A 12,618-nucleotide genomic window follows, 5' to 3' on the forward strand; every position below is an offset into this window, starting at 1 on the left:
CCTCGGCGCTACGGTGAAAGGTGCAAACCAGGTAGCGCCTCGCATGGCGCACTCGCATAGCGCACCCGCACAGCGCACCCAGTTCCGTCAGCTCCGCGCGTTCGGCCCGGTACCCCCGGGTTCGGCCGGTCGGAGCCGCTGGGGTGTGCGCGGACGTCGGCGGGCATCCGTCTGCCCGTATTTGTCGACAAGGAGACAATATGCTGAATCTCGCACCCGCGGAGACGCGGACCGCACGCCCTCCTGATCCCACCGGACCCCTGCCCGTCCTCGGGCTCTACGCGGCCGTCGCCCGCGGCGCCTTCCGCCGCTACTCCACCTACCGGGCCGCCACCCTGGCCGGCACCTTCACCAACACCGTCTTCGGCATCATCCTGGCCTCCTCCTTCCTCGCCCTCTGGCAGGCCCGCCCCAGCCTCGGCGGCTACGACCAGAGCCAGGCCGTCACCTACATCTGGGTCAGCCAGGCCCTGCTGGTCACCGTCGCGGTGTGGGGCGGCGGCTTCCAGGACGACCTCCAGGACCGCTTCCGCAGCGGGGACATCGCCGTCGACCTCTACCGCCCGGTCGACTTCCAGGGCTGGTGGCTGGCCACCGACCTCGGCCGGGCCGCCTTCCAACTGCTGGTCCGCGGCACCGTGCCGCTGCTCGTCGGCGCCCTGGTGTTCCGCACCCGGATGCCCGAGCAGCCGCTGACCTGGGCGGTCTTCCTGCTCTCGGTGCTGCTCGCGCTGGTGGTCAGCTTCGGGCTGCGCTTCCTGGCCTCGATCACCGGCTTCTGGCTGCACGACTCGGACGGGGTGCGCTCGGTGATGCTGGTGGTCTCGATGTTCTTCTCAGGGATGCTGCTGCCGATCGTGCTCTTCCCCGGCCTGCTCGGCGACCTCGCCGCGGTGCTGCCCTGGGCGGCGCTGGTGAAGGTGCCGACCGACGTCTTCCTGGAGCGCTCGACCGGCGCCGGCCTGCTCGGCGCGCTCGGCTTCCAGCTCGCCTGGGCCGTCGCCCTGCTCGCCGCGGGCCGGGGCGCCCAGTGGCTGGCGACCCGCAAGGTGGTGGTGCAGGGTGGCTGAGCCGATCGTGCCCCGCACCGCGTGGGCGGTCCGCTCCTGGTGGCTGTGCGCCCGGATGTGGATGCGCTCGATGATGGCCTACCGGGCCTCCTTCGCCCTGAACCTGGTGGCCAGCCTCGCCACGCACTCGCTGGACTTCGTCGTCCTGGTGCTGATGTTCCGGCACACCGACCAGCTGGGCGGCTGGCGCCTGCCGGAGATCGCGTTCCTCTACGGCACCGCGACCTTCGCCCTCGGCGTGGCCAACCTGCTGGTCGGCTCGGTCGAGGGCCTCGGCGTGCGGATCGTCAACGGATCGCTGGACACCATGCTGATCCGGCCGGCGCCCGCGCTCGCCCAACTGTGCGCCGAACGCTTCTCGCTGCGCCGGCTCGGCCGCCCGATCCAGGCCCTGGCCGTGCTCGCCTGGTCACTGGCCACCCTGGACGTGCACTGGACCTGGGACCGCGTGCTGCTGGTGCCCGCCCTGCTGGTCTGCGGCAGCGTCATCTTCGGCGCGATCTACGTCGGCGGCGCGACCGTGCAGTTCTGGTGGGGCGAGTCCAAGGAGATCCAGAACTCCTTCACCTACGGCGGCGCGACCCTGCTGCACTACCCGCCGACCATCTTCGCCAAGGAACTGGTGGCCGGCGTGGTCTTCGGCGTCCCGCTGGCCTTCGTCAACTGGCTGCCCGCCCTGCACATCCTCGGCCGGCCCGACCCGCTCGGCCTGCCCACCGCCTTCCAGTACGCCTCCCCGCTCGCCGCCGCGCTCTGCGTCGCCGCCGCCGGGCTCGCCTGGCGGGCCGGACTGCGCGCCTACCGCGGCACCGGCAGCTGAACCTACCGGGGCACCGGTAGCTGAACCCCCCTCCTACGCAAGGAACCCCCATGGCACTGATCGAACTCGAGGACGTCCGCCGCACCTTCACCGTGCGGGCCCGCACCGGCCGCTTCAGCCGGGTCAAGCGCGAGGTGCGCGCGGTGGATGGGCTGAGCTTCACCGTCGAGGCCGGCGAGTGCGTCGGCTACATCGGCCCCAACGGCGCCGGCAAGTCCACCACCATCAAGATGCTCACCGGCATCCTCGTGCCCAGCGGCGGGCGGCTGCGCGTCGCCGGAGTGGACCCGGCCCGCGAACGCGTCGCGCTGGCCCGCCGGATCGGCGTCGTCTTCGGCCAGCGCACCACGCTCTGGTGGGACCTCCCGCTGTGCGACTCCTTCGAACTCGCCCGCCGGATCTACCGCATCCCCGACCGCCGATATCGCGAGAACCTCGCCCGCTGCGTCGAACTGCTCGACCTGGAAGGGCTGCTGGACACCCCCGTCCGCCAGCTCTCGCTCGGCCAGCGGATGCGCGGCGACCTCGCGGCGGCGCTGCTGCACGACCCGCAGGTGCTCTACCTGGACGAGCCGACCATCGGCCTGGACGTGGTCAGCAAGGGGAAGGTGCGCGAGTTCCTGCGCGAGGTGAACCGGGACCGGGGCACCACCGTGCTGCTCACCACGCACGACCTGACCGACATCGAGCAGCTCTGCGGCCGGGTGATGGTGATCGACCACGGCCGGGTCGTCTACGACGGCGGGCTGGACGGCCTGCACGCTACCGGGCGCAGCGAGCGCACCCTGGTGGTCGACCTGGCCGAGGCCCGGCCCGCGATCGAGGTGGCCGGCGCCCGGGTGGTGAAGGTCGAGGGGCCCCGGCAGTGGCTGGCCTTCCCGGCGCAGCAGAGCGCCGCGCCGATCGTGGCGGCGGTGGCCGCGCGCTATCCGCTGGTGGACCTGTCGGTGCGCGAGCCGGCGATCGAGGACGTGATCGCGCGGATGTACACGGAGGTGGCGATCGGCTGACCCTCCCGAACGCTGAACGTGTGTCCGGTCGCTGTCACCCGTCCGGGGAGGGCACGTGACTCCCCGGCGGGCAGCCGAGTTGACGTTGCATCGCTCGGCGAACAGCACACCGGAGGGCAGCGCTTCTCGATGACCGGACCCGATGTGACCGTGGTGGTCGCGGTCTACAACACCATGCCCTACCTCACCGCCTGCCTGGACTCGCTGGTCGGGCAGACCCTGGCGCCCGGGCGGCTGGAGGTGGTGGTCGTCGACGACGGCTCCACGGACGGCGGCGAGGCCGTCCTGGACGACTACGCCGCCCGCCACCCAGGGCTGTTCCGGGTGGTGCACCAGCCCAACTCGGGCGGCCCGGCGGCCCCCACCAACCGGGGCCTGGCACTGGCCCGCGGCCGCTACGTGCTGTTCCTCGGCGCGGACGACTGGCTCGGCGCCGAGGCGCTGGAGCGGCTGGTCACGGCGGCCGACGCCTGGGGTTCGGACGTGCTGGTGCCCAAGCAGGTCGGGGTGAACGGGCGGCTGGTGCCGCAGGGGATCTTCCACGCCAACGCCGAGTCCGTCGGCTTCACCGACTCGGCGCTGGCCTGGGCGCTGTCCGACACCAAGCTGTTCCGGATGGACCTCGTCCGGCGCCACGGGCTGCGCCGCGACGAGGAGTTGAAGGTCTTCTCGGACCAGCCGTTCACCCTGGAGGCCTGCCTGCGGGCGGGCCGGGTGTCCGTCCTCGCCGACTACGACTGCTACTTCCTGGTGCTGCGCCAGGACTTGGGCAACGTCACCCAGCGGGCCGGGGTGCTGGACCGGCTGCGCGGGATCGCGGCGTTGCAGCAGGTCGCCGCCGATCTGGCCGCGCCCGGAGGGGAGTTGGACGCGATCCGGGCCCGCAGTTTCGCGTGGGACGTGCCGCGGCTGCTCCAGGACGACTTCCTGCTGCTCGACGGCACCGTGCAGGAGCAGGTCTGCGCCGAGGTCGGCCGGCTGATCGAGCGCTTCGGCGCCCGCGCGGTCTACCAGCGGCTGCCCGTCGCCGAGCGGCTGCGGCTCGAACTCGCCGCCGCCGTCCGGCCGGAGGCGCTGCGGGACCTGATCCGGTACGAGGCCGCGCACGGCGACCCGCCGGTGGTCGTCGACGGGCGGCGGCACTACGCGGGCTACCCGGCGTTCCGGGACGCCCGGCTGGGCCTGCCGGACGAGCTGTTCCTGCTGGGCGAGGAGCCGGTGCGGCTGCCGGTAGAGGTTCCGTCGCTCAACCTGGCCCAGCAGGTGTGGCGCGGCGCCGTGCCGGCCCAGTTGCGGCGCGGGCTGCGGCGCTACCCGGTGTGGCGCCGGCTCGCCAACACGGTGAACGGGGGCCGGGGGTGAGCGGGGGCCCGGAGGCCGGGGATCCCGGAGGCTGGGCGCCCCGGAGGAGAGGGGACACGGGGATGAACGGGACGCGAGGATGAGCGGGGTGCGGGGATGAGTCGGGCGATGGACGTCTGCGTGGTCGGGCTGGGCAAGCTGGGCCTGCCGCTGGCCGTGCAGTTCGCGTTGAAGGGGCACCGGGTGACGGGGGCGGACATCGCCCCCGGGGTCGTCCGCAGCGTCAACCAGGGCGTGCCGCCGTTCCCCCGGGAGGCGGGTTTGGACGAGGCGCTGAAGCGGGTGGTCGTCGAAGGGCGGCTGCGGGCCACCACCGACACCACGGCCGCCGTCGCCGCCGCCGAGGCCGTGGTGCTGGTCGTCCCGCTGGTCACCGCCGCCGACGGCACCCCGGACTTCGGCCTGCTCGACGCGGCCACCGACGCCGTCGCCGCCGGGCTGCGCCGGGGCACCCTGGTCAGCTACGAGACCACCCTGCCGGTCGGCGTCACCCGGGGCCGCTGGGCGCCCCGGCTGACGGCCGGCTCCGGGCTGGCCGCCGGGGCGGACTTCGCGCTGGTGTTCAGCCCGGAGCGGGTCCGCACCGGGCGGGTCTTCGCCGACCTGCGGCGCTACCCCAAGCTGGTCGGCGGCGTGGACGCCGCCTCGACCCGGCGCGGCGCCGAGTTCTACCGGGCCGCGCTGGACTTCGACCCGCGCCCCGACCTGCCCCGGCCCAACGGCGTCTGGGAGCTGGCCTCGGTGGAGGCGGCGGAGTTCGCCAAGCTCGCCGAGACCACCTACCGGGACGTCAACATCGCGCTCGCCAACCAGTTCGCCCGGTACGCCGACCGGGTCGGGGTGGACTTCGCGGAGATCGCCGACGCGTGCAACTCGCAGCCGTACAGCCACCTGCACCGGCCCGGCATCGCGGTCGGCGGGCACTGCATCCCGGTGTACCCGCGGCTGTACCTGTGGAACGACCCGGGTGCGACGGTCGTGCGGGCCGCCCGGGAGGCCAACCTGGAGATGCCCGGGTACGCGGTCGGGGTGCTGGACGGCGCGCTGGCGGGCGGGATCGCCGGGCAGGGCGTGCTGGTGCTCGGGGCGGCGTACCGGGGCGGGGTCAAGGAGACGGCGTACTCGGGGGTGTTCCCGCTGGTCGAGGCGGTGCGGGCGGCGGGGGCGCGGCCGTACGTCAGCGATCCGCTGTACGGGGGCGGGGAACTGGCGGCGCTCGGGCTGCCCCCGTACGAGGGGGAGCCGGTGGTGGCGGCGGTGCTCCAGGCGGACCACCCGGAGTACCGGGGGCTGGCGCCGGAGGACCTGCCGGGGGTGCGGGTGCTGCTGGACGGGCGGCGGTGCACGGATCCGGCGGTGTGGGCGGTCGAGGGGGTGCGGCGGATCGTGCTGGGCGGGGCGTGACCATGTTGGGCGGGGCCTGAGGGGTGAGGGTTCAGGCTCTGGCGGGCGTGCGGCTCGCCGCGTCGGCGGGCACGGCGTACCGCACGCGGCGTGAGCGAGTGGGTACAGGGCGTGCGCCTGGCTGTGCGCGAGGCGTGCCCGGGCGCGCAACCAGGCGCGTGATCGCGGGGCGCGCTCTCACCCGCGCCGGGCAGCGGGCAGACTGGCGGGGTGAGTGACGAAGCCTTCAGCGGTACGGGCCCCGGGGTCCGGTTCACCGCCGCCGACGAGCAGAAGAGACATGGCGTCCGCCGGATGAAGACCATCGCGACCGGCCTGCTGGCCTTCGCGAGCCTGGTCTTCGCCCTCGCCACCTGGGCCAAGGCGGCCGGCGCCGGCTCCTGGGCCGGGTACGTGGCGGCGGCCGCCGAGGCGGGCATGGTCGGCGCGCTGGCCGACTGGTTCGCCGTGACGGCGCTGTTCCGCCGCCCGTTGGGCCTGCCGATCCCGCACACCGCGATCATCCCGACCAAGAAGGACGCCTTCGGGCGCTCGCTCGGCGACTTCGTCGGCGACAACTTCCTCTCCGGTCACGTGGTGCGCGGCCGCCTCGCGTCGCTGGGCATCGCCCGGCGGCTGGGGGAGTGGCTGGCCGCGCCGGGCAGCGCCGAGCGGGTCACCAAGGAGGCCTCGGCGGCGCTGCGCGGGGTGCTCGCGGTGCTCCGGGACGACGACGTGCAGGCGGTCGTCGCCGAGGCGGTGACCAGGCGGGCGGCGGCCACCTCGGTGGCCGAGCCGATGGGCCGGATGCTGGGCAAGGTGGTCGCGGACGGCGGGCACCACGGCGTGGTCGACCTGGTGGCCGTCAGGGCGCACGGCTGGCTGACGGCCAACCACGAGGAGGTGGTCCAGCGGGTCACCCAGAAGACCCCGGGCTGGACGCCCAAGTTCCTCGACAACCAGGTCGGCGAGCGGGTCTACAAGGAGCTGATGCGGTTCGTCACCGACATCCGGGACGACCCGGACCACCCGGCCCGCGGCGCCATCGACAACTTCCTCGCCGACTTCGCGACCGAACTGCAGACCGACCCGGAGACCATCGCCCGGGTGGAGCGGGCCAAGGTGGAACTGCTGGCCCGGCCCGAGGTGCAGGACCTGATCGCCTCCACCTGGGCGGCCGTCCGCACCCTGGTGGTGAACGCGGCCGAGGACGAGGACAGCGAACTGCGCCGGCGCATCCGCGAGGGCGTGAGCAGCTTCGGCGCGCGCCTGGCCACCGACGCCAAGCTCCAGGCCAAGGTGGACGGCTGGCTGCAGGACGCCGCCCAGTACCTGGTCGACACCTACCGCGCCGAGATCACCTCGCTGATCTCCGAGACGGTGGCGGGCTGGGACGCCGACGACGCCTCCCGCAAGATCGAGGCCAACGTGGGCCGCGACCTGCAGTTCATCCGGATCAACGGCACCGTGGTCGGCGCCATGGCCGGGCTGCTCATCCACACCGTCGCGACCGCCCTCGGAGGCTGACCCCGGGGCGGCCTATCCTTGCCAGCACCTGTCGGTACGCGCGTAGAGGAAGTAGGGAACCACCGTGGTCCAGCCGGACGGAAGTCGGATCGGAAACCCCAGTGGCCAGGGCGGCATCGAGGCGTTCATCGCCGGGATGCCCAAGGCGGAGCTGCACGTCCACCACGTGGGCTCGGCCTCGCCGCGCGTCGTCGCCGAGCTGGCGGCCCGCCACCGCGGCCGCTCGAAGGTGCCGGTCGACCCGGCGGCGCTCGCCGAGTACTTCACCTTCACCGACTTCGCGCACTTCATCGACGTCTACCTGAGCGTCGTGGACCTGATCCGCGACGCCGAGGACGTCCGCGCGCTCACCTACGGCGTGGCCGAGGACATGGCGCGCCAGAACATCCGGTACGCCGAACTGACCATCACCCCGTACTCCTCGGTCAAGCGGGGCATCCCGGACGTCGCCTTCATGGAGGCGATCGAGGACGCCCGGCTGCGCGCCGAGAAGGAGCTCGGGGTCGTGCTGCGCTGGTGCTTCGACATCCCCGGCGAGGCCGGCCTGGAGGCCGCCGAGGAGACCGCCCGGCTCGCCGTCGACCTGGCCCCCGAGGGCCTGGTCAGCTTCGGCCTCGGCGGCCCGGAGATCGGCGTGCCGCGCCCGCAGTTCAAGCCCTACTTCGACCGGGCGCGGGCGGCCGGCCTGCGCAGCGTCCCACACGCGGGCGAGACCACCGGGCCGGAGACGGTCTGGGACGCGATCCGGGTGCTCGGCGCCGAGCGCATCGGGCACGGCACGCAGTCGGTGAAGGACCCGGCGCTGCTGGATTACCTGGGTGAGCACCGGATCCCGCTGGAGGTCTGCCCGACCTCCAACATCGCCACCCGGGCGGTGGAGCGGATCGAGGAGCACCCGATCAAGCGGATGGTGGACGCCGGGCTGCTGGTCACCATCAACAGCGACGACCCGCCGATGTTCGGCACCGACCTCAACACCGAGTACGCCGTCGCGGCGCGGCTGCTGGGCCTGGACGAGTCCGGGGTGGCGGCGCTGGCGCGCAACGCGGTCGAGGCGTCCTTCCTGGACGTGGCGGGCAAGGCGCGGCTGGCGGGCGAGATCGACGCGTACCTGGCGGGCTGGAAGGCCTGATTCCCGGCGTCCGCCCTGGTGGACGCCCTGTGAAGTGCCCCGTGAACCGCCCCGCTGGCAGCTGCCGGCGGGGCGGTTTTCTGTCCCCATTCGGACATGGTGCCAAAGTGGCGCCATTAATGGCTCGACATGGCACCACTGCTGTGCCATGCTGAAGCCATGGACCTCACGCCGTACGTCGAAAACCTTCGGAACGAGCTCGCGGTGGCCGCGGGCACGGGCGGGGACGAAGCCCGCGCGCTGGCCGAGCGGCTGACGCTGCCGCTGGATTCGGCCGTGCGGCTCACCCTGCTCAACGCGCTCTCGGCCGCGATGGGCGAAGTGACCCGCGAGCTCGCCCCCGGCTCGGTGGACGTGCGGCTGCGCGGGCTCGATCCCGAGTTCGTGGTCACCGTACCGCCCGGCACCGACGCCTTCCACGGTGATGTGCCGCCCGTGGTGCCACCGATGGCGCCGATGGCGGCATCGGTGGTGCCAGTGGCGCCGCCAGTGGCGCCGGAGTCGGACGAGACGGGCACCGCCCGGATCAACCTGCGCCTGCCCGCCCACCTCAAGGCCCGGGCGGAGGAGGCCGCCGGGCAGGAGGGCCTCTCCCTCAACGCCTGGCTGGTCCGGGCCGTCGCCGGCGCGCTGGAGGCCGGCGAGCCGGCCGCCCGCCCGGCCGCCACACCGGCCCCCCAGCCGACGGTCCGCCCGCGCCGCGGCGGCCAGGGCTTCACCGGCTGGGTCCACTGACGCTTCCGCCCGCTCCATCCGCTCCGCCTGCCAGACCCGCTCCATCCGCTCCATCCGCGCTCCATCCGCAACGACGTCACCCCCGCTCCGACCAGCGGGAACACCCATCAGAGTCAAGAGGACGGGACAGCCATGCCTACGTACGAGACCGACGGACCGATCTCCGCCACCCTCGAATTCGAGATCGGCTCGGTGCGGATCAGCGCGAGCAAGCGCACCGACACCGTGGTCGAGGTCAAGCCCGCCAACCCCGCCGAGGAGGCGGACGTCAAGGCCGCCCAGCAGACCCAGGTCGACTACGCCGGCGGCCGGTTCACCCTCAAGGGCCCGAAGAAGCGCTCGCCGTTCGGCCGGATCGGCTCGATCGACATCCTGATCGAGCTGCCGGCGGGCTCGGAGGTCAACGCCGACGCCCCGATGGCCACCTTCGTCGCCGAGGGCCCGCTCGGCGACTGCCGGCTGAAGACCTCGCTCGGCCGGATCCAGGTCGAGCAGGCCGCGAGCGCGCGGCTCAAGACCGACCACGGGGAGGTCCGGGTGGACTCGGTCGACGGGGACGCGGAGGTCTCCGGGCTCGGCCGGGTCGCGGTCGGCACGGTCGGGGGCACACTGACGGTCAAGAACAGCAACGGCGACACGGAGGTCCGTGAGGTCCACGGGGCGCTCAAGGCCAGCTCCTCCTTCGGCCGGATCGAGGTCGGCACCGCCCACGCGGGGGTGGACGCCAAGACGGCGCACGGCCCGATCCGGATCGGCCGGGTGGTGCGCGGCCAGATCACCATGCAGACCTCCCTGGGGGACTTGGAGGTCGGCATCGCGGAGGGCACGGCCGCCTGGCTCGACGTGCACAGCAAGGTCGGCACCGTGCGCAACGCCCTCGGTGCGACGCAGGGTCCGGGCGACGCTCGGGAGACCGTCGAGGTCCGCGGCCGCACCCAGCTCGGCGACGTCGTGATCCGGAGGGCGTGATGGCGGCGATCTCGGCAGTCGGACTGACCAAGTCCTACGGCGACAAGGCCGTGCTGAACGGCATCGACCTGGAGATTCCGGCGGGCAGCGTGTTCGCCCTGCTCGGGCCGAACGGCGCCGGCAAGACCACCACCGTGCAGATCCTCTCCACCCTGATCCCGGCCGACGGCGGGGTGGCCCGGGTGGCCGGGCACGACGTGGTCGAGCAGGCCTCCGGGGTGCGGGCGGCGATCGGTGTCACCGGCCAGTTCTCGGCGGTGGACAACCTGCTCACCGCCGAGGAGAACCTGCTGCTGATGGCGGACCTCAACCACCTCCCCCGTCGGGAGGGGCGGAGGCGGGCCGAGGATCTGCTGCGGCGGTTCGACCTCACGGAGGCGGCGCGCAAGCCGGTCGTCACCTTCTCCGGCGGCATGCGGCGCAAGCTCGACCTGGCGATGACGCTGGTCGGCGATCCGCGGGTGATCTTCCTCGACGAGCCGACCACCGGGCTGGACCCGCGCAGCCGGCGGACGATGTGGGAGATCATCCGGGGGCTGGTCGCCGACCACGGGGTGACGATCTTCCTCACCACCCAGTACCTGGAGGAGGCCGACGAACTCGCCGACCGGATCGCCGTCCTGGACGGCGGGCGGATCGTCGCCGAGGGCACGGCGGACGAGCTGAAGCGGATCGTCCCCGGCGGGCGGATCCGGCTCCAGTTCGCGGACGCGGCCCAACTGGGGGCTGCCGCCGGACTGTTCGACTACGCGGTGGTCGACACCGAGGCGCTGCGGCTGGACATCCCGGGGGACAACTCCGTGGTCACCGTGAAGGCGGTGCTGGACGCGCTCGACAACGCCTCGGTCCGGGCCGAGTCGCTGGTCGTGGAGACGGCCGATCTGGACGACGTGTTCCTCACGCTGACGGGAGAGGGCGTCCGATGAGCGCTTCGGTGAGCTACGCGGTCAGTGACTCGCTGACCATGCTGCGGCGCAACCTCAAGCACGCGCTGCGGTACCCGTCCCTGACCTTCGCAGTCGTGATCATGCCGGTGATGATGCTGCTGCTGTTCAACTACGTCTATGGCGGCGCGCTCGGCGCGGGCATCGGCGGCGGCAGCTACATCGACTACGTGACGCCCGGCATCCTGCTGATGGCGGCGGCCTCGGGGTCGCTGGTCACGGCGATCGGGGTCTGCGTCGACATGACGGAAGGCATCGTCAACCGCTTCCGCACGATGGCGATCTCGCGCTCGGCCTTCCTGGCCGGGCACGTGGTCGGCAGCGTGATACAGACCATGCTCGGCCTGGTCCTGGTGGTCGGCGCGGCCCTCGCGATGGGCTTCCGGCCCAACGCCGGGCTGGTGGAATGGCTGGCGGCCGTCGGGCTGCTGCTGTTCGTCACTGTCGCGCTGACCTGGATATCGGCGGGCATCGGGCTGGTTGCCAAGACGGTGGAGAGCGCCAGCAACCTGCCGATGCCGATACAGTTCCTGCCCTTCATCGGGAGCGCGATCGTCCCACCCGACTCGATGCCGACCGCCCTGCGGTGGTTCGCCGAGTACCAGCCGTTCACGCCGATCATCGAGACCCTGCGGGGGCTGCTGATGGGCACCCCGATCGGCAACAGCGCCTGGAGCGCGCTGGCGTGGTGCACCGGGCTGACGCTGATCGGCTACTTCTGGTCGAGGAGCGTCTTCTACCGGCGGTGACGGGGGTACGGCCGGTAGCGGGAGGCCCGGGAGGACAGCGATGTCCGCCCGGGCCTCTCGGCGTCGTGGCCGGTACCGCGTCGTGGCCGGTCCTGAGTCGTGGCCGGTAGTGGTGGACGCCCCGGGCCTGGGCCGGAGCCGACCGGAGCCTCAACCGCCGGACATCCGGTAGTAAAGTCCGGGCAAAGGCTCACCCTGGGGAGGGGCGCATGACGGCGGCACGTCGCAAGCGGATCGTGTGGTGGCTCAGAGGCGTGGCGCTGACGGCGCTCCTGGTCTATCTGCCGGGCTATCAGGCCTCGTTCTCAGGTGGGCTGGTGGAGGTCGAGCGCTGGCTCAACCACCCGCTGCCGCTGCTCGGAGCCACCGTCGTGCTGGCCGTGGTCTCGCTGGTGATCCAGTTCGAGTTCCGCACCTGGTGGTCGCAGGTCGGCTGCGCGGCCGCCCTGGTGTCGCTCGTCTTCCTCGGGGGGTTGGCCGTGCTCCTGTCGCTGCTGCTCGACCGCGACGGGCAGCCCGTCAGCCGGAAGAGCCACCCGGAGCGCCCGGACCGCGTGCTGACCGTGACCGACGTCGCCTTCTCGATCGACCCGATCTACCGGGTCGAGCTGTTGACCGGCAGCGGCTGGTCCGCCCGGCACTGGGAACTGGGCGAATGGGACATCCGTGGCGGCGAGTTCGGCAGGGTCGACTGGTCCGGGCCGGACCGGATCGCGGTGACCGGGGTGAAGGGGACCGAGACCGTGGTGTTCACCCTCGACCCGGACGGCCGGCCGAGCCGGCAGGGCCCGACGCCCCGGTAGAGCTGGGGGGAGGCGGTAGGGCCGCGAGACGGCGCGGGGGCCGCCCACGGGCGCCGAGCGGGGGGGACAGAGGAGAGGAGAGAGACAGATGAACAGCGCGGGAGACGCCGTGAG

General features: G+C 72.8%; 12 protein-coding genes. All 12 read left to right on the forward strand.

Features of this window, described 5'->3' with window-relative positions; all coding sequences use genetic code 11:
• The first annotated feature begins 200 nt into the window (after positions 1-200).
• The 12 genes from ACFV6D_RS01245 (at position 201) to ACFV6D_RS01300 (ending at position 12,504) form a co-directional block, all read left to right on the forward strand.
• A complete protein-coding gene (locus ACFV6D_RS01245) occupies positions 201-1,070 on the forward strand; it encodes an ABC-2 family transporter protein (protein ID WP_079135855.1) in 870 nt (289 codons plus the stop codon).
• Positions 1,063-1,890, forward strand: coding sequence for an ABC transporter permease (locus ACFV6D_RS01250; RefSeq protein WP_380335128.1), 828 nt, complete (start codon positions 1,063-1,065; stop codon positions 1,888-1,890). Before ACFV6D_RS01245 ends, ACFV6D_RS01250 begins: the two co-directional genes overlap by 8 nt.
• Positions 1,891-1,940: 50 nt before the next feature.
• Positions 1,941-2,900 (forward strand): ATP-binding cassette domain-containing protein, encoded by a 960-nt coding sequence (locus ACFV6D_RS01255; protein ID WP_063349230.1) that lies wholly within the window; start codon positions 1,941-1,943, stop codon positions 2,898-2,900.
• A 129-nt stretch (positions 2,901-3,029) separates the two neighbouring features.
• The gene (locus ACFV6D_RS01260; protein ID WP_380335125.1) at positions 3,030-4,262 is read left to right on the forward strand and encodes a glycosyltransferase family 2 protein; all 1,233 of its coding nucleotides are present in this window, start codon (positions 3,030-3,032) and stop codon (positions 4,260-4,262) included.
• Positions 4,263-4,370: 108 nt separating this feature from the next.
• On the forward strand, positions 4,371-5,666 hold the full coding sequence (locus ACFV6D_RS01265; protein ID WP_380557750.1) for a nucleotide sugar dehydrogenase: 1,296 nt from the start codon (positions 4,371-4,373) through the stop codon (positions 5,664-5,666).
• Positions 5,667-5,876: 210 nt separating this feature from the next.
• Positions 5,877-7,172 (forward strand): DUF445 domain-containing protein, encoded by a 1,296-nt coding sequence (locus ACFV6D_RS01270; RefSeq protein WP_063349233.1) that lies wholly within the window; start codon positions 5,877-5,879, stop codon positions 7,170-7,172.
• 64 nt (positions 7,173-7,236) lie between these two features.
• A complete protein-coding gene (locus ACFV6D_RS01275; RefSeq protein ID WP_380557481.1) occupies positions 7,237-8,304 on the forward strand; it encodes an adenosine deaminase in 1,068 nt (355 codons plus the stop codon).
• Positions 8,305-8,463: 159 nt separating this feature from the next.
• Positions 8,464-9,039 carry a YlcI/YnfO family protein gene (locus ACFV6D_RS01280; protein ID WP_380557484.1) on the forward strand — a complete coding sequence of 192 codons (576 nt, stop codon included), beginning with the start codon at positions 8,464-8,466 and terminating at the stop codon, positions 9,037-9,039.
• Positions 9,040-9,171: 132 nt separating this feature from the next.
• Entirely contained in the window at positions 9,172-10,008 is an 837-nt protein-coding gene (locus ACFV6D_RS01285; RefSeq protein WP_380335117.1) for a DUF4097 domain-containing protein, read from the forward strand.
• Positions 10,008-10,934 carry an ATP-binding cassette domain-containing protein gene (locus ACFV6D_RS01290; protein ID WP_063349236.1) on the forward strand — a complete coding sequence of 309 codons (927 nt, stop codon included), beginning with the start codon at positions 10,008-10,010 and terminating at the stop codon, positions 10,932-10,934. The genes ACFV6D_RS01285 and ACFV6D_RS01290 overlap by 1 nt, the downstream gene beginning before the upstream one ends.
• Entirely contained in the window at positions 10,931-11,701 is a 771-nt protein-coding gene (locus ACFV6D_RS01295) for an ABC transporter permease (RefSeq protein ID WP_380557487.1), read from the forward strand. The genes ACFV6D_RS01290 and ACFV6D_RS01295 overlap by 4 nt, the downstream gene beginning before the upstream one ends.
• 209 nt (positions 11,702-11,910) lie before the next feature.
• Entirely contained in the window at positions 11,911-12,504 is a 594-nt protein-coding gene (locus tag ACFV6D_RS01300) for a hypothetical protein (RefSeq protein WP_380492332.1), read from the forward strand.
• Positions 12,505-12,618: the final 114 nt, after the last annotated feature.

The organism is Kitasatospora sp. NPDC059812 (genome assembly GCF_042732075.1).
In the GTDB taxonomy this organism is placed as follows: domain Bacteria; phylum Actinomycetota; class Actinomycetes; order Streptomycetales; family Streptomycetaceae; genus Kitasatospora.